Annotated in this window: 18 protein-coding genes and 1 pseudogene; 13 read left to right on the forward strand and 6 right to left on the reverse strand. The window is 52.6% G+C overall.

Annotation, left to right across the window (positions count from 1 at the left end; translation table 11 throughout):
- The first annotated feature begins 157 nt into the window (after positions 1-157).
- From ACLRGG_RS14245 to ACLRGG_RS21450, 3 genes and pseudogenes are all read left to right on the forward strand, one after another.
- The gene (locus ACLRGG_RS14245; protein WP_416250391.1) at positions 158-532 is read left to right on the forward strand and encodes a hypothetical protein; all 375 of its coding nucleotides are present in this window, start codon (positions 158-160) and stop codon (positions 530-532) included.
- 398 nt (positions 533-930) lie between these two features.
- On the forward strand, positions 931-1,413 hold the full coding sequence (locus ACLRGG_RS14250; protein WP_416250392.1) for a transposase: 483 nt from the start codon (positions 931-933) through the stop codon (positions 1,411-1,413).
- A gap of 41 nt (positions 1,414-1,454) precedes the next feature.
- Positions 1,455-2,069 (forward strand): annotated as a pseudogene (locus tag ACLRGG_RS21450) (DDE-type integrase/transposase/recombinase); the annotation flags it as partial.
- 192 nt (positions 2,070-2,261) lie between these two features.
- On the opposite strand, the gene ACLRGG_RS14265 reads toward ACLRGG_RS21450, so the two are convergent.
- From ACLRGG_RS14265 to ACLRGG_RS14280, 4 genes are all read right to left on the reverse strand, one after another.
- The gene (locus ACLRGG_RS14265; RefSeq protein WP_416250395.1) at positions 2,262-3,284 is read right to left on the reverse strand and encodes a fimbrial protein; all 1,023 of its coding nucleotides are present in this window, start codon (positions 3,282-3,284) and stop codon (positions 2,262-2,264) included.
- Positions 3,285-3,310: 26 nt separating this feature from the next.
- Complete coding sequence (locus ACLRGG_RS14270) at positions 3,311-5,776, reverse strand: fimbria/pilus outer membrane usher protein (protein ID WP_416250396.1); 2,466 nt, start codon at positions 5,774-5,776, stop codon at positions 3,311-3,313.
- Between the two features lie 110 nt (positions 5,777-5,886).
- Positions 5,887-6,564 (reverse strand): fimbrial biogenesis chaperone, encoded by a 678-nt coding sequence (locus ACLRGG_RS14275; protein ID WP_416250397.1) that lies wholly within the window; start codon positions 6,562-6,564, stop codon positions 5,887-5,889.
- Positions 6,565-6,646: 82 nt separating this feature from the next.
- Positions 6,647-7,162, reverse strand: a complete 516-nt coding sequence (locus tag ACLRGG_RS14280; RefSeq protein ID WP_416250398.1) for a fimbrial protein — start codon at positions 7,160-7,162, stop codon at positions 6,647-6,649.
- A gap of 390 nt (positions 7,163-7,552) precedes the next feature.
- On the opposite strand from ACLRGG_RS14280, the gene ACLRGG_RS14285 reads away from it, so the two are divergent.
- Together ACLRGG_RS14285 and ACLRGG_RS14290 are read left to right on the forward strand one after the other, a co-directional pair.
- Positions 7,553-8,164, forward strand: a complete 612-nt coding sequence (locus ACLRGG_RS14285) for a response regulator (RefSeq protein ID WP_416250399.1) — start codon at positions 7,553-7,555, stop codon at positions 8,162-8,164.
- Positions 8,165-8,266: 102 nt separating this feature from the next.
- Positions 8,267-11,803 carry an ATP-binding protein gene (locus ACLRGG_RS14290; protein WP_416250400.1) on the forward strand — a complete coding sequence of 1,179 codons (3,537 nt, stop codon included), beginning with the start codon at positions 8,267-8,269 and terminating at the stop codon, positions 11,801-11,803.
- On the opposite strand, the gene ACLRGG_RS14295 is transcribed toward ACLRGG_RS14290, so the two are convergent.
- Both ACLRGG_RS14295 and ACLRGG_RS14300 read right to left on the reverse strand, forming a co-directional pair.
- Positions 11,792-12,235 (reverse strand): ECs1072 family phage-associated protein, encoded by a 444-nt coding sequence (locus ACLRGG_RS14295; RefSeq protein ID WP_416250401.1) that lies wholly within the window; start codon positions 12,233-12,235, stop codon positions 11,792-11,794. The two genes, ACLRGG_RS14290 and ACLRGG_RS14295, sit on opposite strands and share 12 nt — an antisense overlap.
- Before the next feature lie 112 nt (positions 12,236-12,347).
- Complete coding sequence (locus ACLRGG_RS14300) at positions 12,348-13,244, reverse strand: LacI family DNA-binding transcriptional regulator (RefSeq protein ID WP_416250402.1); 897 nt, start codon at positions 13,242-13,244, stop codon at positions 12,348-12,350.
- Positions 13,245-13,504: 260 nt separating this feature from the next.
- On the opposite strand from ACLRGG_RS14300, the gene iraP reads away from it, so the two are divergent.
- The 8 genes from iraP (at position 13,505) to ACLRGG_RS14340 (ending at position 25,825) form a co-directional block, all read left to right on the forward strand.
- The gene (gene iraP, locus ACLRGG_RS14305; RefSeq protein ID WP_416250403.1) at positions 13,505-13,879 is read left to right on the forward strand and encodes an anti-adapter protein IraP; all 375 of its coding nucleotides are present in this window, start codon (positions 13,505-13,507) and stop codon (positions 13,877-13,879) included.
- Positions 13,880-14,237: 358 nt separating this feature from the next.
- Positions 14,238-14,534, forward strand: coding sequence for a DUF3761 domain-containing protein (locus ACLRGG_RS14310; protein ID WP_416250405.1), 297 nt, complete (start codon positions 14,238-14,240; stop codon positions 14,532-14,534).
- Positions 14,535-14,594: 60 nt separating this feature from the next.
- Positions 14,595-15,041 carry a DUF4186 domain-containing protein gene (locus ACLRGG_RS14315; protein WP_416250406.1) on the forward strand — a complete coding sequence of 149 codons (447 nt, stop codon included), beginning with the start codon at positions 14,595-14,597 and terminating at the stop codon, positions 15,039-15,041.
- A 532-nt stretch (positions 15,042-15,573) separates the two neighbouring features.
- Entirely contained in the window at positions 15,574-16,068 is a 495-nt protein-coding gene (locus ACLRGG_RS14320; protein ID WP_416250407.1) for a DUF1198 family protein, read from the forward strand.
- Between the two features lie 341 nt (positions 16,069-16,409).
- Positions 16,410-17,135: a gluconate 2-dehydrogenase subunit 3 family protein gene (locus tag ACLRGG_RS14325; RefSeq protein WP_416250408.1), complete on the forward strand. Its 726-nt coding sequence runs from the start codon at positions 16,410-16,412 to the stop codon at positions 17,133-17,135.
- Between the two features lie 44 nt (positions 17,136-17,179).
- Complete coding sequence (locus ACLRGG_RS14330; RefSeq protein WP_416250409.1) at positions 17,180-18,949, forward strand: GMC family oxidoreductase; 1,770 nt, start codon at positions 17,180-17,182, stop codon at positions 18,947-18,949.
- Positions 18,950-18,963: 14 nt separating this feature from the next.
- The gene (locus ACLRGG_RS14335) at positions 18,964-20,217 is read left to right on the forward strand and encodes a c-type cytochrome (RefSeq protein ID WP_416250416.1); all 1,254 of its coding nucleotides are present in this window, start codon (positions 18,964-18,966) and stop codon (positions 20,215-20,217) included.
- A 310-nt stretch (positions 20,218-20,527) separates the two neighbouring features.
- Positions 20,528-25,825 carry an AvrE-family type 3 secretion system effector gene (locus ACLRGG_RS14340; protein WP_416250410.1) on the forward strand — a complete coding sequence of 1,766 codons (5,298 nt, stop codon included), beginning with the start codon at positions 20,528-20,530 and terminating at the stop codon, positions 25,823-25,825.
- The last annotated feature ends 1 nt before the right edge of the window (position 25,826 follow it).

Genomic DNA, 25,826 nt, shown 5'->3' on the forward strand with positions numbered 1-25,826 from the left:
CGGTTTTTCGGGGGGATTACCATATGAAGTGTCGCAAAGGAAAGCCCCTGTCTTAAATGGTTAGGGCTTTTTGCATTAAAGCTCCAGAGCTTTGGCATTCAGAAAATCTGTTTTTTCCCAACCTGAAAGTTATAATTTCTCTTTTTACGGAGGAATTATGAAATTTATAGGTATCCTCATCTTGCTTGTATCTACTTCATCTTTGGCTGCTCTATCTAACCCTGAAAAATCAGCGGGTGAGTTATGCGAAATGGAGTGGAGAATTACTGACAGGTCAGCCTCTACAAAAAAAAATGTCCAGCAGATAGTTAACGAAGAAGTTAAGACATTCAAATCAGATGGGCGTCTACTATCCGATTACTCAATCGACGAAAAAGATTTTATAAAGGTTTCTATCGAGGGTGGTATAGGGTTCAGGAGGATGGTAGGAAAAATGACCACACCATACTCAGAAGCAAGAGATTTTTTTAGGGAAAGAATGATGCCACCGTGCATCAAGAATGTTTTGCATAACCTAAGCAAAAATCCATAGCGAACCTCATGTTATTATAGACAGGGCTCACTTCGTTGGGCCTTTTGCGTTTCTGCAATCCCCAAATTTTAAGGTCGCCAATGAGCGGCCTTTTTTTCGTCTTTGCGCTCCCGAATCATAAACCCCTCACTCCTGTGCTTAGTTGGGGTGCGCACTTTATTCCTTCATCAGCAAGCCGCCATCATCCGGGTGGCGGGATAACAGCATGTCTTCACAAGAACAGGAGAGCGCAAGAGGGAGCCGCCGGAGAGAAATCACCGGCATCTTTAAGTCCTGTCGGGTTTCGCCCTCCTCTGACTTGCAGCGTCCATTTTTTTGTGATGCTCGTCAGGGGACCCTCAGTGTCAGCATAGTTGTCATCCTCTCTGAAAAAGAAAATGAGGGTGATGGAATGACAAATGAAACGTATTTCCCCGGAACGAAAAAACAGCATCCTGGCAAAACTGCTACCGCCCTACAATATGACCGTCGCGGCGGTTGCACAGATGGAACGAATATCCGAAGCTACCCTCTGTAACTGGCGTAATCAGGCTAAATCAGAGGGAAAACCGGTGCCCGGTGCAGAGAAAACAACAGACCAGTGGTCAGCAGAAGCACGCTTTGCCGTGATAGTTGAAACCGCCACGCTCAGTGAGGCAGAAGTCGCGGAATACTGCCGTAAAAAAGGAATTTACCCGGAACAGCTTATTCAGTGGAAACAGGGCTTTATGCAGACTGAAAATCCCAATGATAAAGCGGCCCTGAAGCAGAGCCAGAAAGAAATAAAACAGCTGAAGAAAGAACTGCTCCGTAAAGAAAAAGCCCTTGCGGAGGCGGCAGCCATACTGGTGCTGCGAAAAAAGCTCACGTACTACTACGGGGAAACCGACGGGGACGACTGACGCCGGAAGATGAACGAAAGCAGTTCATCATCTGGATAAATGAAGCGGTCGCATCCGGCGCACGGCTTGTCGTCGCCTGTCGTGAAGTGAACCTGAGTCTTTGCACCTGGCATCGCTGGCAGGATCCGCCCCGCGACCGGCGGCCCGAAGTGGTAAGGCCGGTGCCGTTTAACCGGCTGAGCCCTGAGGAAGAGAACCGGATCAGGGATGTCTGTCATGAACCGGAATATGCCAGCTTGCCACCGTCACAAATCGTGCCCCGGCTGGCTGATAAAGGTCTTTATCCTGCCAGTGAGTCAACATTTTACCGGATACTTCGCCGGTCAGGTGAAGTCCACCGTCGGGGACGTCAGGCGCGGCGGCAGAAGGTGTCAGCTCCGACAACATTCACGGCAACCGTGCCCTGCGAGGTGTGGTCCTGGGACATCACCTGGTTACCTTCGGTAGTGCGTGGTCGCTGGTTTTATCTGTACATGATAGTCGACCTGTACAGCCGGAAAATCACCGGTTACGAAGTCCATGAGACGGAAAGTGGTGAACAGGCCGCGGCCCTGATGCAGCGCAGTGTGATACGCGAAGGCTGCTGGCGTGAGCCGCTGGTCCTACACGCAGATAACGGGGCCGCGATGAAATCGCAGACCCTGCAGATGAAACTGGACTGACCCCGCCCCGGTAGACGATCCTGCCCTATAGGGCAGGATCGTCTACCGGGGCGGGGTCAGTCCACCAACGACTCGAAAGTGTCTGGATTATCCGTGGCGATTCAGCAAATTAACACTCAATAGCCTGGCCTTCAGGATAAATAAACTCTACACGCCGGGACTTATCTTTAAGCCCCAGCGATAACTTTATTGATAGGTCATTGTAAAGGTTGCACCGGCCTCCGTCTTTCCTGGGGTGACCGAAGGTTCCGTCTGGTAATAACGCGCCTGAAGCGGTAAGGCATAGGTGCCGTCTGCATTTGTCGTCGCAATCTTTAGCATTTTTCCTAACTGAAAAGGTGCACTGCCATACAGAATTTGAATGCCAATCCCGCTGGCTGAGGTATCCGTACTGGCATTATCCAGATTAAGAATGCCATTACTGGCATCCGCGGCTCCGCTACTTCCCACGTTAATCGTCAGGTTTATATTTGTTTCGTTATCGCAGTTTAAATGAATAGCAAAGTCCGTTTCTCCGCTGGTACTTCCTGTGCCGGAAAAATCTTTCTTTTTCGCTTGCGGCATATTGACCAGGATATTACGGTTGGTGACCGAACAGGCGACAGTCTGAACACTACCACTTCCAATAATGTAGTTAAATATATTCGTGTCACCCACAATAAGCGCTTTGCCGATCGTGCCCGTTGATAAAGGGCCTGATCCGGTAGTCGAGGCGATTTTGACCAGCTGTATTCTGAAACGACCCCAGGTGCCGCCACAAAGATATTGCACAGATCCACTCACACAGGCAACACCGGAGAGTTGCCTGGGTAAAGGGCCCGTGCCGTAACGCCCCGTAGTGGAGCCCGCGCCTGGTGTGATAATACGCCAGGCCAGGCCTGTGATGCCGGACTGATAAAGCGTTTCACCTCCATAATCGACGGGTGAATGGCTCCCGGCCGCCCATTGCGTCGTAAACTGTAAATTGTCACACACAATAAAGTCGTGCCGGCTGGCCAGTGTCGGCTCCGTAATTTCGGCGACGGTACTCCCAATGGGAGCATCTCTTTGCACAATTATTTTCCCAAAATTTAGTGAGACGGAATCATTAGCATTATATTGACTGTCACTCATAAACTTACAGGTCGCCCTGGCTCCTTCTGATAAGAGCATTAACAATACCAGGGCCAGAACTGGATACTTTACACATTTGCTGATGAGCTTAATCATAACGATGCCTTTTGCACTCCCGCCGATTAACGGCAGGAACTATTGATAGATTGAATATCAGCATTATTTTTTTCATCCTTCAGGCGATAATGAACCCGACATTGATGTGCCGCCCCTTTTCCCCACTGAACCCGTAGTACCCCTTTATTCTGCAAACCGGCCAGATAGACCTGACCCGCCTCTCCGACGATACTGCCGCCGGCATCGGGATCGGTTTCGCTCACTACCGTGGCACCAAAAGGAACCGCTCTGCCATCTGCGCGGGTCAACGTCATAAATACGCGTTGTCCTATCTGTACGCGATAATCTGCTCTGACCAGGGCACCGCGCGTCGGTATTACCGTGCGGCTGGACTGCTGAAGTTCAACGTTATCTTTCAGCGTTTCTGTGTTCAGCGTGAGATCGTTTGGCCGATAGGGCATCAGGTTAGGCACCAGCGTATAGCCCCGATAGTCTGTTTTAACGCCATTCTGATTATTTACGCCTACGCCCGCCGCACCCGGCGCTTTTACCAGTCCAGCTGTCTCCCCCACTGGCAATCCGGCAGTAACGCCATTGGCATGAGCAACGACCGTTCCCTGAATGCCGTAGTTTATACTGCGTTGACCCGTGCCATAGCTGTATCCTCCGTTAACTTCAGCATAGGTATCCCGGTAATTGACGCTGGCCGAGCCCGAGCTGCCCTGGCCCCCTGCAGCATGCCCCTGACTGACATTCCAGTTGAGGCTATTGTCCTGTAATGCAGCCCCACTCAGCCCAATGGTATTCACACTGTCCCGTGATTTACTGCTGCTCAGGCTGTAGCTGGCATAGGTATTATTCAACCAGCGGTGTAGCGAAATGCTGATATTCATTGAAAGAACCCGGTTATATTCGTTGCTGTTGCGATAATAAACACCCTGGGTTCCATCTAACGCCGTGATGCGGCTTGACGTGTAATTGAAGCTGTAGCTGATACTGTCCCAGCTATTGCTGTAGCCAAGATTCCAGGAGGCGGTCTTACGCCCACCGCCCCAGTAGCTCTCGTTTATCGCACCCGCGGTAAGATAGCCGCGTTCTGTGCCAATATTCTGACTCAGCGTCAGTTCTGCACGATGACGCTTTCTGCTGTCAGGCGCGGCATTGGGGTTATCACGATAGGTCTGCAGGACATCGACAAGGTGATAAAACCCCGCGGTGGAGTAGCGATAGCCAGCAATAGCCAGATGGGTGCCCGTTTCCACCATGCTCTTACTGTACCGAATGCGTAAGGACTGCCCCTGCGCGAAGTCGGCGTATTTAGGCTGACCCCAGGACTGGGTCAGGTCGAACGAAAATGCACCCAGGGGTCCTAAGTTCTGACCCAGCCCTGCCGCCAGCGAGCGATAATGCGTGGCAGATTGTACCCCACCATAAAGCGTCATGCCGTTACCTAGCCCAAAGATAGCGGAACCCTGGCCAAAAGTGCTCTTTTCCACGCTGTTTTGAGAGGGCCTGTATTGCCCACCGGTCAGGCTGAAACGTAACCGCCCCTCGCGCAGTAATACCGGTAAGGAGGCAAAAGGCACCAGACTGTGTTGTTCACTGCCGTCAGATTCCTTTACCGTGACATACAAGTCGCCACTGCCACCACCAGGAAACAGGTCGGTAATTTCAAAAGGGCCAGCGGGCAGGGTTGCCTGGTAAATAATGTAGCCATTCTGGCGAATAGTTATCTGGGCGTTGGTGCTGCGCGCGATTCCGCGTACAACGGGGGCATAGCCCCGAAGGCTTTCGGGCAGCATATCGTCGTCGGAAGATACCTGCGCCCCACGATAGGGGACGCTGTCAAACACGTCTGATGGAGAAAGACTCTCCCCCAGCGTGAGCTGGCTCTTCAGGGGAATGATACTGCGCTGGGCATAGTTATAAATCGTATTCCACTTATCATCAGCCCCGCTGCGCCGCGATAACGTAGTGTAATTGCGTATACGCCAGGCACCCATATTCAGCCCGGGGCGCAGATTGAGGTATTGGCTGTCACTGCTATCACCATGATGATTAGCCAGGTCTGCTATCCCACTAAAGCTGTAGTTGAGCAGTGCGGCGTTAATACCTTCATCCCACTGATCGGGCGGAACATACCCCCGTACTCGCGGGATGACTGCTGCCTGCGGAACGGACAGATTTAGCCTTTGTGCATTAAAGATATACTGTGCAGAGGCGTCAGGAATGGCAGAGAGGGCAGAGCAGCTATCGCCTTCAGACGACATATTGGCAAAGTGTGCTATCCTGATGCCGTACTTTGCCAGCTCATCCGGTCCCAGACAGGGCTGTAACCCTTTATCTGCCGACGTTAAAAAACGGATTTCCCGACTATCCACGCGCTCGTCATTAAGATAAATATCCACGAGATAGCTGCCGGGCAGCTGCCCGCCATTCTCGAATGCGCTCAGATCGGTAACCCTGTCGCCTTCTCTGAACTGCTCAATTAGTGCAGGGTTGAAATAATCTTTAGCCTCTGCGAATAGCAAAGGATTTATACAAACCATTGCTGCTGTAATATGCGATAATCGCCAGTAAAAATGTTTATTGTCAGCATGAGTCGTCAGGCGCATTTTTTCTACCAGGTTTTGTTCCTTATTTAAAAGGAGGCCTTATGAACTGCACCAATGGCGCCGTAGTCGGAAATGACCTTCCATTCAATCAGATTGCTTCGCGCCCCCTGCGGCAATGTAAAGTGGGCGGATGCAAGGGGAGCAACATAGGTCACTTTTTCAACCGGGTTGCCACCAGCGTACAGGGAGTTAAAATTAATGTAGTAAGGTGTGGGGTTAAATACCGTCAGGCTATTTTCAGCACGCGACCACTCCAGCCTGTTGCTGACGCTATCAGGAGCGATGCCTTTTAGCGCACCTGGGCGATAAATCAGTTTTATACGCGTATTAATTGCCAGCTGTAGCGTATTCGCTGACCCGGACGGATCCGCTGCCGGAATGGCTTTGATATTCAGCCAGAACAGGCTTTCCCGAATTGCTGTAAGGGGGGCGTTCGTCTGTATAATACGTATTGTATTCTTCTGTTTTCCATCCAGGCGAAACAGCGGCGGCGTTATAACAAAGTAACCCGTTTGATGGTTACCCGCCTCATCTTCTATCCATGACTGAATCAGATAAGGTGACGCGTCGGGATTTTCGATACTTATTGAGGACTCTTTCTTGTCGCCGTCGTAAATAATGCGGGTACCACCGACTACGACGCCAGCATGAGCACACCCGCACAGGAGAAGGAAGCATGCAAAAAATGATACATTTTTTTTCATTAAGATTTTGTTTCCGGGATAAGGGGGCCGGCAGCAGGATCGGCCCCGCACAGGTTAAATATCCACTATCAGAGAAAGCGATTTAGTTATAAACCACACTAAATGTTGCCGTTGCATCTGCCGGACCTGCGGTGACGGTTGAAGCCTTAGCGATATAAACGGCGCTGAAATTTAGCCGGTTGGTTTTAGATTCTGTAAGCGTTATGCTTTGCGAACGGGTAAAGAGCGGAAGCGGTGAGTTGTCAGCATTCCGGATTTGAATGCCCACGCCGGTAGCCGCACCGTCTGTCTCCGTCAGTGCGAGAGTGGTGTTATCACCCTCATACGGTGAACCATCAAACTTGACGCTGGCAGACTGCGCGCTGGCCGGGCAGTTGGCCAGATCAATATAGAAGGCGGTTGCACTCGCGGTGTCACCTGCAGCCCTGAACGCTTTGTCACTAACCTGACCCATGGTGACTATTTGATTTGCGCTTTGCGGTGAGACGGTACAGGCGGTATCGATAATCTCGCCTTTAAACTGAATGGTTCCATCTGCGGCATGTGCCACTCCGCTCAGAGTGGTTAAAAGAGCAAGAGCATAAATTTTTTTTTTCACGTTGTGTGGCCTTTAGGTCGTTAATAGTAAATATCTGATGCCGCAAGGGCGACCAGGCAGGTTTGATATAATACAAAGATGAAGGTCAACCCGGATGTATTGCCTGGATCATTATTACCCTTTTATTTAATGGGGTGTTTAATGTGCTTTTCACCGGTTAAATACAAAAAAATCTGATTTTATTATCAGCAGAATAAATAACCTTTCCTTGTGGGGAGCAGTATACCTGGCGCGGGAGAAATAAAGCATTCAGAATAGCGGCAGAGTAGTGTAGTCAAAGGACTACAAGTCTTGAAATTACGCCTCGCGCTCTTCATGCAAAGCAAGTAAAATTAATTTAATTAATGAATTACATTCAATGCTTTTATGCGAGTTCTCATGGCTAAAATAATGATTATCGACGACCATCCGGTGGCCCGTCTTGCGGTTCGTATGCTGTTGGAAAAAGATGGACATAGCGTAGTTGCTGAATGCGGGGATGGCATTAGGGCGCTGCGTACAGCCCGTGATTGTAGTCCTGAAATGATAGTAGTCGACCTTGATATTCCGGGAATGAGTGGAATTGAGCTTATTGAACGACTGCGTATCGGTGGTTTTATGGGCGGTCTGCTGGTATTGACCGGGCGTGATAATGAACATTACTTAAGCCGCTGTATGAATGTCGGTGCCGATGGTTTTGTCAGTAAACGTCACAATCTGGATGAGCTCACCGATGCGGTACGCGTGGTGATGCGAGGGTATGGTTACTTCCCATCCAGGCGACAGCATGGAAGCATGGTCGGGAAACCCGATGAAGAGCTTGAAGCGATTAACAGGTTGACCAGTAGGGAGTTGCAGGTTTTACAATACCTTGCCCGAGGCTTAAAAGTGATTGATATCGCGTCGATCATGCATATTAGTAATAAAACGGTCAGTACCTATAAAAGCCGACTTTCGATAAAGCTGGAATTGAGAACAAATCTTGATTTAATTGATTTTGCACGACGCCATCATCTGGACTAATGAGTGAAAAAACTGCTGTTTTGCCTGCTTTATTTGTTTTCACCTGCCGCCTGTCATTTTGCCTGTGCTGCCTCTGAGGGTGAACACCTTCAGATAATAAGTATGGAAAAGACCCCCCCCGGAGACGTCAATCTGACTGATAGTACCTGGCGTTGGCTACGTCATAAGCGCGAACTCAATGTTGCCGTCTGGCAGCCTGAAATACCGCCCCTCAATATATTTGCTGTAGAAGGACACTACGAAGGCATGATGGCCGATTATATCGCTCTCGTGTCACATTATATGGGTGTCAAAACGCATCTGTTTTCCTTTGCCAGCAGAGATCAGGCGGTGGATGCGCTTGTACAGCATCAGGTCGATATGGTGGTGGATACTGGCGGAATGCTGACGCTGCCTGATAGCAATCTGATTAAAAGTCAGTGCTTTATCAGCGATCATCCCGTTATGGTTTTTCCTAAGCGCGCGGGAGGACAACAGTTTAAATATCAGCCTGGAATGCGGATGGCGGTTAGTCGCTGGTACGCTGACAGCGGGTGGATTGCTCAGAATTTTCCGGATGCCCGAATAACGCGCTTTGACACTGACGAGCAGGGTATGGCATCCGTTGCCTTCGGCGAAAATGAAATTTATGTGGGAAATCTCATCACCACCTCTTATCTTCTGAATCGCAATTTTACCAACCTGCTTGATACTCAGCTGATTTATCCGCTGATTGATACCGGAAGCCGATTTGTAATGAGAATAAGTGATAAGTCGCTTTTTGAGGCGGTCACTCAGTCTCTTGAGGCTATTCCGACTGCCCAGGCCCAGGTCATTTCCCATCGGTGGAGTGAAGGGGCAGAGCTGTGGCGCTTTCGCAAGCCGGTAGAATTCAGCGCGCGCGAAAAAAAATGGCTTATCAACCACCCCAACGTTGGCGTCTCCGTCAATCCCTTATCAGGACCGCTAACGATGATCGATGTGGAGGGCAATTTTCACGGTGTGACGGCAGATGTGCTTCGTCTCATTGGTCTACGAACCGGTATTCACTTTGAGCCGGTGCCTGCGGCATCTTTTGATCAGATCAGGCAGCAGATTTCTTCAGGTCAAACTGCCTTTATTGGCGCGGTGAGTCAGAGTGAAGCGCGAGGCGATATCATGTCGTTTAGCCGCCCCTGGTTTAAATCACCTTTCGTCACCGTGGTAAAAAAAGATGCCTTATCCGGAGAAATTACACCGCGCACTCGCGTCGCGATGGTGAGAGGCAATGCGCTTGAAAATGATCTGCAAAAAAGCTATCCCGGCATACGCATAATCGAAACCGAAAATGCCAGTGAAGCCCTGGAAAAAGTGGATGACGGCGAAGTTGATATGGCGGTACATACCTACATTGGCGCAAACTATATGATCGAACGCCACTTCAAAAATCAGCTAAGAATAGCAGGTCGGGCCGGTAATCATTCTGCTGAAATCTCCTTTGGCGTATCGAGAAATCAGCCTGAATTACTGAGTATTCTTAATAAGTCGCTGGAAAATATTTCATCTGCCGAAATTGGTGGAATTATTACCCGGTGGCAAACAAAACCCGACGTTCATTTGGATAGCTGGGTGCGCTATAAACGGCAATTCTGGCTGGTTCTCGGCATCACCTCAATTATCATCCTGACGTCACTGGTATGGATTTTTTACCTGAGGCGTGAGAACCGGGCAAGGCGGCGGGCTGAACAAAAGCTAAATTCACAGCTTGTGTTTAGTAAAACGCTGATTAATACGTTGCCGGTACCCGTTTATGTATTAAACGTTCAGGGAAATATAGTGCTATTTAACCAGGCGCTGAGCCAGTTTTTTAAAGGCGAGCAACGGCAACGTTTCGGTTTGCCACTGAGTGATATCAGCAGTCCCCTGCATCACCTGTGGCAGGAAATAAACAGTAAGATTAACCCTGATAGCTGTTCCGGGGCGGCAGAGATGTATTTCAGCCATCTTAGCGATGGTGAAAGTCCACGCAGCATCATCCATTATGCGGTTCCCTTTACGGATAGCCGCCAGCATAAAGCAGGGTTCATCTGTACCTGGATGGACATTACCGAACATGAAGAGTTAACGGCCGCGCTCTATGAAGCGCGAGAACGCGCCGAGCAGGCTAATCGGGCTAAAAGTACTTTTCTGGCAACAATGAGCCATGAAATCAGAACGCCAGTCAGTGCCATCATTGGTCTTCTGGAGCTTGCGGTAAAGACGACATCTCAGGAAGACGAGCGAGATGAATCTATTCGCGTCGCCTGGGAGTCAGCCCGGGCATTAATGAGTCTGCTTGGCGATATTCTCGATATCGCGCGTATTGAGTCAGGTCGCCTGGAACTGGTATCCGAGTGGGTCAAAACCCACGATCTCCTGCCGCCGGTGGTCAGAGTCTTCGAGGGTTTGGCTCGACAAAAGAGTCTGTTTATCCGCAGCACTGTGCCGCGCGTTTTACCTGATGAAGTATTTATCGATCCCCAGCGTTTTCGTCAGGTACTATCAAATCTGGTAAGCAATGCCATTAAATTTACCGACAAGGGCGGCGTAGACGTTGAGCTTGAATGGGTTAATGCAAAACAGCCAGACGAGACAGAGCTGATTATCAGTGTTCGTGATAGTGGCATGGGAGTAGCGGAAGAAGAGCAGAAAACCCTCTTCACCCCCTGGGTTCAGGCCAGTGCGGGCCGGAGCCAAAAAGGATCCGGCCTTGGGCTGGCGATATGTTCACAGCTGGTAAATATGATGGGCGGGGAAATTATCCTGAAAAGCCGCCAGGGGCAGGGTACTACCGTTACCTTGCGTATTCCGGTAGCGAAGCGTAATACGCAATCGGTCATGTTATCCAAAACGATATCGCCAGGCAGGTTGCAGACTGCACCGCTGCGTATTCTGGCCGTCGACGATCATCCTGCCAACCGCATGCTACTGCGGCGTCAGCTTATGCATTTAGGTCATGCCGTTACCGAAGCCAGTGACGGTGAACAGGCGTGGGCACTCTGGCAGCAGGGACAATTCGATCTGGTTATCACCGATTGCAATATGCCAGGCATGGATGGGCTGACGCTAACTCGCCTGATCAGAGAGCATCAGCGGCGGCCCGCGATCGTCCTCGGACTGACGGCAAACGCCTGGGCGGGGGAACTGAGTCGCTGTCAGGCTGCTGGTATGGACGACTGTCTGTTCAAGCCACTTCAGTTGCCCCACCTTGAGGAGATACTCAGCCAGGCCTCTGCCCGACTAAGTCTTCAACCGCTGGAGAGGGGCGCGCTTGACGCCTTTTTAGACATGGGAAAGCTGCGTATTTTAACGAATCACGATAACAATATGCTGCTGGAGCTTCTTACTCTCACGCTGCGTAGCAACCGAGACGATCTTCTGATGGCTACCGATTTGTATGAGCTGGAGGACTGGCCAGAGCTTGCCAGCTGCATTCATCGTCTATCAGGTGCTGCACAGATCATCGGTGCGGTCCATGCAGAAGGCTGCTGCCGACAGCTCGAAGAAGCCTGTCTTGCTCGGGAGGCGGATATTTCCGCTATTGACCGACGTTGGCAGCAGGTAAGGGAGGCGGTGGACGCGCTTAACGCGGGCCTGGAGAAAGGGTGCCGGGAAGTCGCAGATCAGAACTCAGCTCTCTGATAATAGCGCTTCATTCTCTCTTGGTGCCCAGTCCTTCTCGGAAAAATCATCCGTTGGGCAGGTTCGTGCGCTCAGGCCACACTTTAAAATAAAATCGTTCGCGCCGGCTGGCAGGTTCTCCTCCCTGAAAAGCTCGGCCAGCACAAAGAGGCTGTCGTTAAACGAAAGCGATCTGATCTCGACGGGCAGCCAGCCGGTGCGTTTGAAAATCAGATGGTGAAGGGCATCCTCGCCTGAAAGGGGAAGGTAGCGCGTTGAATAGGTTTTGCGGTGTTTGGCCAGCAGCACCTCAAGGATAAAAATCTGCGCAATACGCTGTTTTGCGGCGTTTCCCGCTGCACTGTTGCTGTCGCTGATATCTTCGGGCGTTATACCGCTGTTCTGGCAAACTCTTGCAGCGATAACGTCCCACAGAGCATTGTAGTGACTCATTGGATGGCCTTGTCTGAGATTCCTGTACGAATGAACATATCAGACCTCTGTCGGACCTGCCAGAGGCCTTCGGGCAATAATTTTTACCCTTGCCCGTCAGCGCGTACGGGGATTAATGACGACTGGCGCAGCCGCATTTGGTCATTGTGCCATGGACCTCTTTTCCCAGATGTGAATGCCTGATTTGCAGCTCGCTTTTACGGCGTGCATCGCTCTGTATGGCACTGCCGCCCAGCAGCTGATCCAGTGCTTCGGCAATCTGCTGGTCGCAGGGCGGTGCCCAGCTGGTCAGGTGCCAGGTAGACGCGCGCGCTTCATCCACGTCGGCAAATCCCACCACGCCAATATGTACGCCCTGGCCGAAATCACGAATCGCCTGCATAGCACCAAATGCCAGCAGATCGTTTTCACAAAACAGGGCATTAATGCGTTCAGATGCTCGCGTCCTTTTCAGGTAGCCAAGCATCGCCTGATACGCCAGCTCACGGTCAGCGCCGCCTGCCGTCAGCACCTTGTTCAGCGTTTTATCCTCCTGAACTAAGGCACCGGCAAAGCCTGTCATCTTCTGTGCAGACGCGGGATTGCTCTCCCGTTCCTGCAGGTAGCCAAAACGCTGGAACCCCTGCGACAGCAGCAGGCGTGCCGTCTCTGCACCTGCCGCAGCGTAGTCCGCGCCCGTCCAGGTTGTGCTGGCTTCGCTGATACTGCCCGGGCAGACGACGGGAATATCCGACAGCGCTTTGAGGGTGCTGATAAGCGCGTCGCTGTGATCCGTCCCGATGATAATCAGCCCGTCGGGCAGTGAACGCTGTACCGCTTTCAGCACCGATTGCCAGTGATTATCAGATTCGACGTTCAGCAACAGCGTCAAAACGCCGCGGTTATTAAGTTGCCTTGTGACTTCACTCAACATCTTCAGGCTACAGGGATGGGTCAGCCCGTTAATGACTACGCCGACAGTTCGGGTGTCAGGGGACTTCACCGGATGCTCATTTATGGCGTTATTCATTATGGTTTATCCGATTCCACGTTGGACAGAACGACATATCAACAGGTTACAAAGTACAGGAACCAGTCCCCTTACGACAGTCTGGCGTCTGAAATTTGCGGCACATCTCGATTTTTAAATCCCGCTGCGGCCTAAAATAGTCTGTAGCCGCGAGAGCACATCGGCTTTTTTGCAGGATTAAATGGGCGCTTTTAAGATTTTATAGCATTGTTACTGAGTCATTACTGAGTAGAATCCCCTGCAATGAAAGAGGGTAATTTATGAAAAATGTCATACTGAGCATGCTGGCAAAGATATCCCGACTGGATGCGGAAACCAAACGGCTCACCGCCAGAGTTGAAGCACAGTCCCTGCTTATCAGCGCGCTTGTGTTAGCCGTCGGCAAGAAGGGCGGGGTGACACGCATGATTGAGAGCGCGAATAAGGCCATTAATACGGTGATTGAAACCTCTCAGGCTGATGAACTCCTGCGCTCCGACGCGGCACTGCTGCTTGCAGAATTTCAGGATTTACTGTTGATCGCCAAACTGATCGAAACGGCTGATGCTGAAATCAACCACGACGAGCTCTCTAAGCTGATCAACTTGCCCGGCGGTCAGCTGGATAATAAAGGCGAATCTGATAGTAAAATATAATGTTCAAATAACGTTGTTTTTGATTCAAACAGCCGTCGTCAATAAACGTCATGTCTGATTCTTCACAGACCCGCCCGTAATCTCCCGCTAAAGGGCGGTGAGATCCCCCCTCGCTACCTTCCCTCTGCCCATACGGTAATGATGGTATCAATCAGCCGGTCTGAGATGCCAATCGCTAAGGTGAGTAATGCTGCCAACGTCAGAACAACATAAAGCCGCTTTATCGTCATTTTCTCGTCATCCGGTGGAGTTAAGAGCAGAACAATATCATTCACGTCATGAGTTTACTCAAAAAACTTAAATGTATCCACAGAAGGGTCGATAATATGAATACGGCTAAACATTGAGATAACTGACTGTGAGTAAAGGGCTTAGAAGCTATTGTGCACTGATCCTGCTGGCGTTAACGCTTGTTACCACGCCTGCTTTGGCAAAAAAATCTCATCAAACAGTGCCTGACAGCGCGCTGATGGAGCAGGGCAGCTACGTTAATGCTGACGGTGAAAGGATTCATCGGCCTGCCCATACAAAAAACAACCAGGTGCCCGATGGGGCCACAGCACGCTGTCGCGACGGCTCTTACAGTTTTAGTCGCCATCATCGGGGAACCTGTTCGCACCATGGCGGCGTAGCAGAGTGGCTGGACCAGGAGTAAAGATGACATCCCCCTTGTCGCTGGTATGATAATAGTTTGATACCAACCCTGCGGCACCTTATGCATTCACTTGACGATCTCTTTCAGCGGCTTTCGCACTCCCCCTTTCGCCAGCGATTTAAGCTCGGTAGCGCAGAGTACCAGTACTGCCTGAGTAAGGGGGACGAGGTAATCAGACAGCATGCGACGGACTTTATCAGCGCGCGGCTGGCACCGGCAGAGCCACCCAATGATGGCAGACAGACACCGATGCGTGGCCACCCGGTATTTATTGCTCAGCATGCGACAGCAACCTGCTGCCGCAGCTGTCTGTATAAATGGCACGGGGTTAATCAGCATCAGGAAATGACCGCTGAACAGCAGGCCAGGGCAATAGCGGCTATTTTGCGCTGGCTTCACCAGGAAATGCAGCGTCCCGCCCCTCCAGCAAAGCCCGCAAATCGCAACACTCCCGTTTGCAAAAAGAGCCGTCCACCCAGCCGCAGCAGCTTGATCTGCTGTGAGTGATTATTATCCTTAAAGGTTTCAGTTTGTGTCTGGCCCGGTATTTTTGTTTTATTTGTGCTGAAAGGCCCGGATAAAAGCATTCTTAAGCATCTGCGGTTTTTTTAAACAGGAATTTAGGGCCTTTTTTGGTAAAAATTCTGAATGTAATCACAAAGTAGATGTTTAGTTATATCCTCCCTGTTTGAAGGTGTATTATCCCTTCGTTGTTTAACGTAACAGCTACAGGATAATGATGGGCGATTATTACTATCTGGAGCAAAAACCGCACCAGCAGACTCTTAATGTAGTCCACCGCAATGGATGTCAGAAGCTAGGGCTCATCAGACGGCAGAGAGAGTTTTTAGGTACTTTCTACGCACCAGCAGATGCGTTGTTAATAGCTAAAAAGCGCTATGGTCGCAGCGGGCTTTGCTCTCTTTGCTGTCAGGAAAAGCGCTAAACAGCGGCCGCAGGCTGCGCGTTCTCCTTATTGCCTGCCTGCGGTACCGCTGATACTCTGTCGCCGAAAGTCTTACCCTCTACAGGACAATGAATGATCTGGCTGATGCTTGTAACGCTGGTAGTGGTGTTTATTATTGGTTTTCGCGTTCTTAACTCGAAGGTGCGCCGTGCCACTAAGGCATTAAACCGACGGCTGAATCTCGCTCCGGTGTATGTGGAATCCCTGATAAGCCAGATGGGCAAAACCGCAGGAGGGGAATTTGTTGACTACCTTTCCGTCGAAGAGGAGTCTCATACTGTTAACGCCGCCACTATTCTGCTCATCTATCAGGTGTTTATCCTTGATGAATCGGATGAGAGCATGGTTTTCTGGCAGGGAGTACTGCGTAAAGCGAATATTCCAGCGGAGATAACCCATGAGCAGGTCAGGCTGGCACTCGATTTTCTCCGTGAGACAGAACCCGAGGCGCAGGAAATGCAGGCTTTTCGTTTGCGCTACAACGCCCGTTTCGCACCAGAAGCGTTAGTTATTGAAGGTGAGTACGATAACGTCTACTTTCTCAATACCCGATCGGAACGCCACTAACCCGGCAGAACCCTTTAACGGAGGGTGTTTTTCAGACGAGTTTTTCCCATTTATTTACTGTGGGTATGATTTCATTTCAGTATTAATTTCCGGTACTGTCTGCCGTTATCTTTCGGTTTTGAGCGCAAATAACGCAGGAATCCGGGCTTTTCCACATAATTGATGCGGGATCCCTGTTACTGCCTCCCGTAATAACATGAGCAGCGCTTAACAAAGATACAATTCCTCTTCAAATGTTACACTCTGTAACTCTTGTTTCCATAACATTACGAATAGATCCGTCGATAACTATTTTAATTAACTCAAATTACATTTCATTAGCATGTGAGAGTCGTGATGTTATGCTTCTTCAAAAAGAAACTACCCGTCGTAAGTTTTTACTAGGGTCGCTACTGGCATTGCCATTAAGTGACATGGTATTCAAAGGATTAACCGCAGCGCAGGCTGCAGAAATGGCCGCACCCGAGCTGGCCGACTACAAGCCGATTTTCTTTTCCGCAGATGAGTGGCAGTTCATCCTGGCCGCCTGCGATCGCCTGATCCCGGCGGGTGGCCAGGGTAAAGCCCCAGGCGCGCTGGAAACCAACGTGCCGATCTTCATTGATCAACAGATGCATGGCGATATCGGCGACGAAATCTATATGCAGGGGCCGTTCGATGTTCATGCGCCCGCAACAATGGGCTATCAGATCCCATTCCGCCCCCAGCAGATCTATAAAACGGGCATCCGGTTGATTGACGGCTGGTGTCAGCAGCATCACCAGCAGCCTTTCCATGCGCTGTCAACGGCTGATAAAGACGCGGTCCTGACCCAGGTGCAGAAAAACGATATTAACTTCGCCGAGCTGGGCGAAGGCTCACTGAAGGGATCGCAGTTCTTTAGCGAACTGCTTTCGGATACCAAGCACGGCTACCTTTCCGACCCGATGTACGGCGGCAATAAGGGGATGAAGGCGTGGATTGCCATCGGCTTCCCCGGCGCACGCGCCAGCTACACCGAGTGGGTAAAACAGCATAACGTGCCCTATCCGCTGGGCCCGGTCAGTCTTCTTGGCCAGCGAGCCTGAATTCACTGAGTACTTTCCCGTTTTTGATACTGGCAGGATTTAAGATGGCATTGGTAAATAAAGAAGAAGTCGACGTTGTCGTCGTCGGCCTGGGCTGGGCTGGCTCGCTGATGAGTATTGAACTGGCGATGGCCGGGCTGAAGGTGCGTGCGCTGGAACGCGGCGGCGATCGCGATTATGCTGATTTCGCCTATCCGAAACCGGCAGATGAATATGCCTATGCGGTGCGTAATAAAGTCTTTGCCACACCCGCAGAGGCGGCAGTAACCGTACGCTATAACATGAGTCAGACCGCGCTTCCGACGCGCAAATGGGGCGCCTTCTGCCCGGGTAATGGCGTCGGCGGATCGGGGCTGCACTGGACGGCGGTATTGATCCGTCCAACGCCGACCGATCTGAAACTTAAAACCTACGCGGACCAGGCCTATAAGCCGGGTATTCTGCAGGACGATATGACTATCGGCGACTTCCCGTTCACCTGGGAAGAGATTGAGCCGTACTATGAGAAATTTGAACATATCTGCGGCCAGTCTGGCCTGACGGGTAACCTTCGCGGCCAGATCATGCCCGGCGGCGATCCTTTTGAAGGCCCGCGTGCGAATCCTTATCCGCTGCCCCCGCTGGAGGATACGCTCAACAACACGTTGTTTGTTGATGCGGCAAAAAAGCTGGGATATCACCCGTTCCCGAACCCATCCGCCTGTGTGTCGCGCGCCTGGACCAACCCATATGGCAATCAGATTGCTCCCTGTAACTACTGCGGCTACTGCAGTAAATACCCCTGCCTGAACTACTCCAAGGCGTCACCACAGACCGCGGTAATGGATTCGCTGAAGCGTATGGATAACTTCTCATATGAAGTTCATGCCAACGTGATGAAAGTTGTGCTGCACGACGATAAGAAAACCGCCAAAGGCGTTATCTATATTGATGCTCAGGGCAACGAGTGCTTCCAGCCGGCAAAAATCGTGGTGCTGAGCAGCTTCCAGTTCTGCAACGTGCGCCTGATGCTGCTGTCCGGTATTGGCCAGCCGTATAACCCGATTACCAACGAAGGGGTGATTGGCCGTAACTATGCTTTCCTGAGCAACGGCGGCGCCACGCTGTTCTTTAAGGATAAAAACTTCAACCCGTTTGCCACTGCGGGCGCCACCGGCCAGATGTTTAATGACATCTCCCCAGGCAACTTTGATGGCCCTTCACTGGGCTTTATCGGTGGGGCGAAAATTCACAGCTCACAGGCGACCGGTACGCCGATCAGCACTGCGCTGCCAAAAGGCACGCCGACCTGGGGGGCGGGCTGGAAAGAGGGGATGGAGGAGTGGTACGGCCACTCAATGAAAATCAGCATCACCACCACCTGCATGTCATATCGCGATATCTATCTTGATCTCGATCCAAACTATAAGGACGAGCACGGCTACCCGCTGCTGCGCATGACCTTTAACTGGAAAGAGAACGAACTGAAGCTGCAACAGCACCTGAAAGGGATCGTAGGTAATATTACCAAAGAGCTGAACCCTGACAGTTACAGTGAAAGTTTCCTGCCAATGGATGCCAACTTCGACCTGACCAGGTATGTCTCCACCCACAACGTGGGCGGCGCAATCATGGGCGACAATCCGAAAACGTCGGCGCTGAACCGCTACCTGCAGAGCTGGGACGTTCACAATGTCTTTGTGCCGGGCGGCAATGCTTTCCCACAGAACTTCCAGGCGAACCCGACCGATACTATCGGCGCGCTGACGCTGATGGCTGCGCAGGCCATCAAGGATAAGTATCTGCAGAACCCCGGCCCACTGGTACAGGCATAGGCGATATGAAAAAAATGACACTGAAGGGATTTTTACTCGCTAACGCTCTGGTGATAAGCGGGGGATACGCACAGCTGGCGCAGGCCGATGAGGCTGCACTGATTAAGCAGGGGGAGTATGTCTCACGGCTGGGTGACTGCGGCGCCTGCCACTCACTGCCCGGCAAACCAGCGTTTTCGGGTGGACTGGCGATTGAATCCAATCTTGGCACCATCTATTCGACCAATATCACTCCGGATAAAGAGCACGGAATAGGGCGCTATAGCGAGCAGCAGTTCTCCGATGCGGTGCGCAAAGGCGTGTTACCCGACGGTACGCGTCTTTACCCGGCTATGCCATACCCGGATTATGCGAAGATCAGCGATGCTGATATGCATGCCCTTTATGCATACTTTATGCAGGGCGTGAAACCCAGCGCTGAGCAGCCGCCAGAAACCGATCTGAGCTTCCCGTTCAGCCAGCGCTGGGGAATGCGCTTCTGGAACTGGGCGTTTACCTCCGATAAGCCCTTCAGGCCATTAGACGGGGCGTCTGACGAGGTTAACCGTGGGGCCTATCTGGTTGAAAGCCTGGGCCACTGCGGCAGCTGCCACACGCCGCGCGGGCTGGGAATGAACGAGAAGGCAATGGACAGCAGTGATGCGAAATTCCTCTCGGGCGGTAGCCTCAACGGATGGGAAGTACCATCGCTGCGCGGTCTGCCGCGCTGGAGTGCCCAGGAAACGGTAGATTACCTCCAGACCGGGCGTAATGATAAAGCGGCTACCGGCGGGGAGATGACCTCCGTGGTAGAGTACAGCACCTCATGGATGACGCCAGCGGATCTGCAGGCGATTGCCGCTTACCTTAAATTCCTCGGCGGTAATCCTGCCGCCCCGGCTACGGATAACAAAGCCGCCAGCGCGACGGAAGCGAAGCTGACCACGGCGAAAAACCTGTCGGAAGGCGAGCGTCTCTATCTGGATAACTGTGGTGCCTGCCACTTTGTCACCGGTAAAGGCGCGCCAGGCGTTTTTCCACAGCTTGATGGCGCCACCCTTGTTAACGCGTCGGATCCAACGGGTTTGATCCACACGATTCTGGCTGGCGCACAGCAGCCCTCAACGGCGAAAGCCCCTTCCACGCTGGCGATGCCGGGTTTTGCCAACCGTCTTAGTGATGAAGAAGTCGCGCAGCTCGCGACCTTCATTCGTCAGGGCTGGAGCAATAAGGCCGATGCCGTCACGGCCAGCCAGGCAGAGAAGGTAAGAAAGACCCTTAAACACTAAAAGGACACAGAAAGGGGGTGAAAACCCTCTTTCTGCCCCTTCCACCCTTACTGCCCCTTCCACCCTCTACTGACACGACGCCCCCTTTTAACCGTTCTACACCTTTCTGACCTTTCCAGCCGTTATGGCTCTTCTCATCCCTTTTATCCTCTCTGTCGCGTCCGCAGTACCCTCGGCTCACCGGTTTACCTTAAGTTATTGTTCTTATTCGACTGGCCGAAAAATAAATTCCTCTCCCGCTGGGAACATCGACGGACCCAGGGCCACATAATAACGGAGCTTTGATGTGAACCTTTCAGGAGAAAAGCCCATGTCTTCGGTAACCCAAAAACTTACCTCGGCTTTGAGCCTGCACAACACCCAGCGATCGGCAGCCGCACAACGTCACCCGCAGAGTCGTCCTGCCCTGGCTCAGCGTCCGGCGGCACCCAGAATTACCGGAAGCGATACCCTTCAGAGCGTCGCGCAGGAGCAGGGGGAACCGAGCCTGGACCTGACCCAGGGAGAAGCTCAGCCAGCGTCATCGAACAGTCGCTTTAAGGCATTCAGCAGGCTGCCGCTATTTAGCCGCCTTGCTGCGTCCTCCCGAAAATTGCCGGGGCAGGGAACCGCGTCCTCCCGCATAGCGCCGGGTCAGACGGCAGAGTCAATCGAAATGGCCGGGTTAAGCGGCCAGCGCCGGGCACCGCAAATTCAGCTGGAGCACGAGATCCCGCATACCAGCCCCGGCTCTCTGGAGCAGGACATTAATCAGGCGCTTGCTGCCGGGCAGGCTCACCCGCCGCGCGCGGAAGGAGGAAGCGTCAGCGGGGCGGCGCTGCACAGGCTACGGGAGAGCCAGGGGGAAGCCGCCGTTACGCTAAGTCTGGACGCGCACGGGAAGCCACAAATCACGGCACCCGCGCTGCGCCACACGCTGCTGAAACAAACCCTTGGACAGGCTACACAGCACTACCAGAGCGCGGTATCCAGTGCCAGCGGAGAGCAGCATGCCCTGCTGGAAGAGAGCGGTCGCCTGCTGGCGCTGCACTCGTCGCCAGAAACGCTGGTGGGCGTGTCGGGCAGCACCGCTAAGCCTGAGTGGAAACAGAGTAAAGAGGGGCAGGAAGGGCGCTGGTCAGGCACCAGCGATAAGGCGGCTATCTCGCACAGGCTGGCGCTGGATGCGGCAGAAAATGAAGTCAGCATCAGTGGAACCGGCACCCCGGCAATGGCCGTGGGCAGAATGAAATTACCCGATGCAACCTTACTCGGGCAGATTTCGGGCATATACCCTGAACGGACCGACGCGGGTAAGCAGTCATGGCGAGTACATGAAGGTAAACTCTATCGGCTGAACGATCATCAGACCGGCTGGCAGCCAGCCTCGCTTCCCGGTAGCAGGCAACACGCTGCACAGCAGGGCGAATCCGACGAGGAGAAGTCGTACGGGCAGCTCTCCAGACAGGGTGATAATCAGCTTTACTGTGTTTATGACGACAGGCAGCTGCACAATGTGTCTACATCGGGTCATAGTGAGCCGCTGGAGGATAAAATCAGTAAGGTCTCGGTTGCCGAAGAGGGTCAGACGCTGCTGTTGCTTAAAAATGAAAAAACGCATCAGCAAAGCATCAAACTCCTGCCGCAGCCCGATGCCGCCGTCGACAGCCACAGAACCCTCAGCGTTTCCCCCCCTGACACCCGGCTGGCCGGCCTGGCGCAAACGGCGCAGCACGTGATTGCCGTCGATTATCAGGGGAAAATTCGGGTTGCCAGCCGCCCAGGCCCAGAGCAGAGCAGCCTGGACTTCGCTGCGGTAGAGAATCGCAGCCTGCAACAGCATCTGCACGACCAGATAAAAGCGGTCGTGGGGGATCGCTTTAACGTGGAGGATATTCTGAATGGTGAAAATGGCCAGCTGCACGCGGTGGTAAAAGACGGGGCGGACCGTCAGCATGCTATTGCGCTTAATACCTCGGGCAGCTTCCGGCACGCTCCTTCGCACTGGAACCTGAGTGACAGCATGGTAATGAATTACCAGAAAGGATTGCCGGTGGTGACGCCTTCGCGTCAGGAAATTGTTGATCTGGGTACGGGCGGCCATCTGGCGCTGAAAGAGGGAAAGGTCCACTTTTTTAATGGTACAACGCAGAGCTGGGAGGCCTCTGACGTTAAGGCCGACCAGCTCCGGCTCGGGCAGGATCGGCAGGCCTGGGTGTTAAAGGATAATGAACTCAAGCGATTGAAGATAAACGTCTCCAGCAACAGGATTAACGCCGATCGCAATGTCTTCGCCCTGCCGCAGGTTAAGAAAAGCGTCAGCGACGACCTGGCCCTGCCGGGGATCAACAAAGACAAGACGCTCACCTCGGCCGCCGTGCTCGATAACGGTCGATTTATCACTCTGGATGAAGGGGGCGATCTGCATCTTCACCATGTCAACGGCGAAACCCGGCGCGATACCAGGCTGCCCGTCACGCTCAGTCGTGCGTCGCTTAACCAGGCTATCCAGCAGTCTATCAGGGCACCTTTGCCCGCAGGTGGCACACCTGAGGATCAAAAAGTCATGGACGTGGCCATTGGGCCGGGGCGCGATCTCTTTTTACTTACCGATCAGGGGGGAATGTACCTCGTACCGGAGCAGCGCTGGATCAAGGGAAATATGGATCAGATGCGCCAGGTCCAGCTGTCCGCAAAACCCGCAAAGCTGTATAACGACCGTAATAATCATCTGATGCTGGAAATGGATAACGGCAAGCTTTTGTCGCTCAGGGATGATCTCTGGCACCCGGTGGCGGCGGTGCCAACGTCGCCTGCAAATGAGGTCACCCCGCCCGGCGGCAAAGAGAAGAAAAATATGGCCGATAAGCACTACGGTCGGCTGATGAGCGCCACCCGTGATTCCCGCCTTGGACGCACCGGACTTACCTACAAGCGAGAGGTAAACACCTTCGGGCAAACGGGCCACGACGGTCACAAAGTGCATACACCGTTTCGCACCCGTCTGAGCACCTTTGTCTTTCGCCCCACGCTGCAAACGCCCAGGCCATTGAAAAATCTTAGCTACCTGGCGCAGCACGGTCATCGCGGGCGAAACGGGCTGGCGCATATTTATGAACTTCAGAACGATCAGCTCACTCAGCTTAATCAACATCTGGAGAAGCCCGCTGCCGGTCAGGGGCCGGCCGAGCCACTTAGCCTTAAGCTAAAAACTCTTGCCGGTCAGGGGGACCTGCCCGCCTGGTTTGAGGATATGCAGAAATTTAGCGTTCGCCTGGCCGACAGCAGCGGACACAAAGCGGATCAGCTTAACCAGCACTATTCACAGCAGGGAGAAGTGAAAAAACAGCTTAATAATCTGACCGGAAGCCTCAACCCGGCCATGACGCGCGACGGCGATTTGACGGCGAAGCTGAAAGATATTTTTTCACGCTACCCCACCGGTAAGGGAAATACCGCGCTGTTGGCGCTTGCGGCGCTGGAAGAGAACGGCGTGAAACTCTCGCATCAGAAGGCGAGTGAAGCGATCCCGCTGGGCCAACGCCGTGATAAACACGATGAGATGGGGCTGGCGAAATCACGTCTTATTATTGATGGGTTAGCTCACGTAAAAATGCATGACCTTATCGACAGGTTTACCGCAGCGATGGCGCTGCCAGAGGATGAAAAACGCCAGGCGATGGCAGCGATTGAAACCGACTTTCATGGGCTTTATCAGGATTGGGATAACAATCCGCTCCGCCAGGTGACCAGTTTTGGCTACAACAGCATTAGTGCTCTTGAGGCATCTTATGATGCGGTGAAATCGCTAACAAAAGCCTTTGCTAAGGAAAACCACAGTATCAACGTTACGGCGCGAACGGTAATGCATGCTAAAGATCAGGCGGTACTGGCACAAAAGCTTGAGGACACGGTCAGGTCGATGGAGAAGGGGGAAAGTATCTCTTTCAGCCGCTCTTATGGTGCGGCAACCACGGTGTCAGGCATTCCGGGAACCCAGGTGATTGCGGGCGTCGGGGGACGAGGCAGTCTGGATCGCACCTATAATCTGAGTTTCACCCGCGGAGAGGGCGGCGTTAACGTCAGCTTTGGCCGCGACGGGGGCGGAACCTTCACGCCCTTTGTGGGGATGGGTTATAACCTGCTTACCGACTATTTAGAAACGCATAAAACTCATCTCGACGATCGGCGTGATCTTGCGCCTGCCGTGCGCCTTGGCGCGGTGGTTTCCGTCACGCCACTCGATATAAAAAAACAAAACGGCGTCAGCTTTGATATTACCGATGCCGAGCTGCCGCGCTTTATTGCCGGGCTGACCGAGGGGACACTTGACCCGCTGACGCTGATTAACCGCGGGAATCAACACAGCGTCAAACAGGGTAACGTGATGAACGTGAGCCTGGACGTCAACGCTGCCGCGCTGGCCTCGGTAGGGTTTCCGCTCACCGACAAAAATGCCGGACAGGCGTCAGCCAGTTCACGGATAGGCGGTGGCGCTTACGTGGGGGTTAACCTGATGTCCGGCACCCGCGAGCGCGGCAGGGCTACCACCGAAGAGAGCACGACCCTCAGCCAGAGTAACAACCGCCTGCGAGGGGTTAATAAAGCCTCCGTCGGCGCAAACTTTGCGCTACCGATAGGAACAATAACCAAAAGCGATGAGGGGCGTTTTGCGCTATTTGCCGGCCCGGCGGCCACTTTCCAGCTCTCGATTGATGATCGAACTCGCCAGAGCCTGTCGCTGCAAACGAAAAGGGCACCGCTGCTGGAACCCGTGCATATGGCAAAACTGATGGAGTCACTGGGCAAGAGCTTCAGCGATCCTGAAACCAGCGCGCTGCTGGCGTCGCTGAAAGATGAAGAAGAGAGTGAGCCTCAGCAGACGTCAGCCGCTGAAGATCGGCAGAGCACATCCCGCCCGATCCGTCAGAAACTCAATGCGCTCGAGGCGCATTTTGAACGTCGGCGGGGGGAAGAGGGGACGAACGGGCAGAAGGCCGCTCTGCGCGAGCTGGATAAGCATCTGCGCCAGCAATATGCCGCTGAACGGGGGCTAACGCTGCTGCAAAATGGTGAATATCAGACGACCTATGCGAATACCTCTAAAGTGGATAACAACGGGCTCTGGCATCAGTTTTCTCACTGGCTGGATGGTGAACTTAACGCCAGCAATGCCACCCGAATTCGCCAGCTGATGACGGACGATCACCGGCTGCAAACGCTGATTGCCCGGTTGAAAGATAATGTCAGCACCGATGCTACCGTCACGCTCGAGCTAAAAAATGCGGTTCGTGAACGGCTGGAGCAGCGCTGGCTGAACGAGGGGATCGGGGCTGATGAATTAACGGCTGAGCTAACGGATCGTAATAATCTCAGGCTTAAAGCGATTGGTTTTAGCAAGGGCCAGTCAAAAAGCGATGGTTTTTCAACCCCGGCGTTCCTTCTGGGCGGCGGAAACAGCGCAGCGGTGGCGATGAAGCGAAATCTGGGGAAAATCAATTTTAGCTACGGTGAAGATGAGGACAAACCGACCGGATATACCCTGGATGGCCGCATCGCGAAGATAAACGATGAGCTGGCTGCTGCGCTTTTGCATGGGCAGCAGGCACACTATCAGCTGAAAAGTTAAG

This window comes from Erwinia sp. PPS120 (assembly GCF_047918655.1).
GTDB classification, from domain to species: Bacteria; Pseudomonadota; Gammaproteobacteria; order Enterobacterales; family Enterobacteriaceae; genus Erwinia; species Erwinia tasmaniensis_A.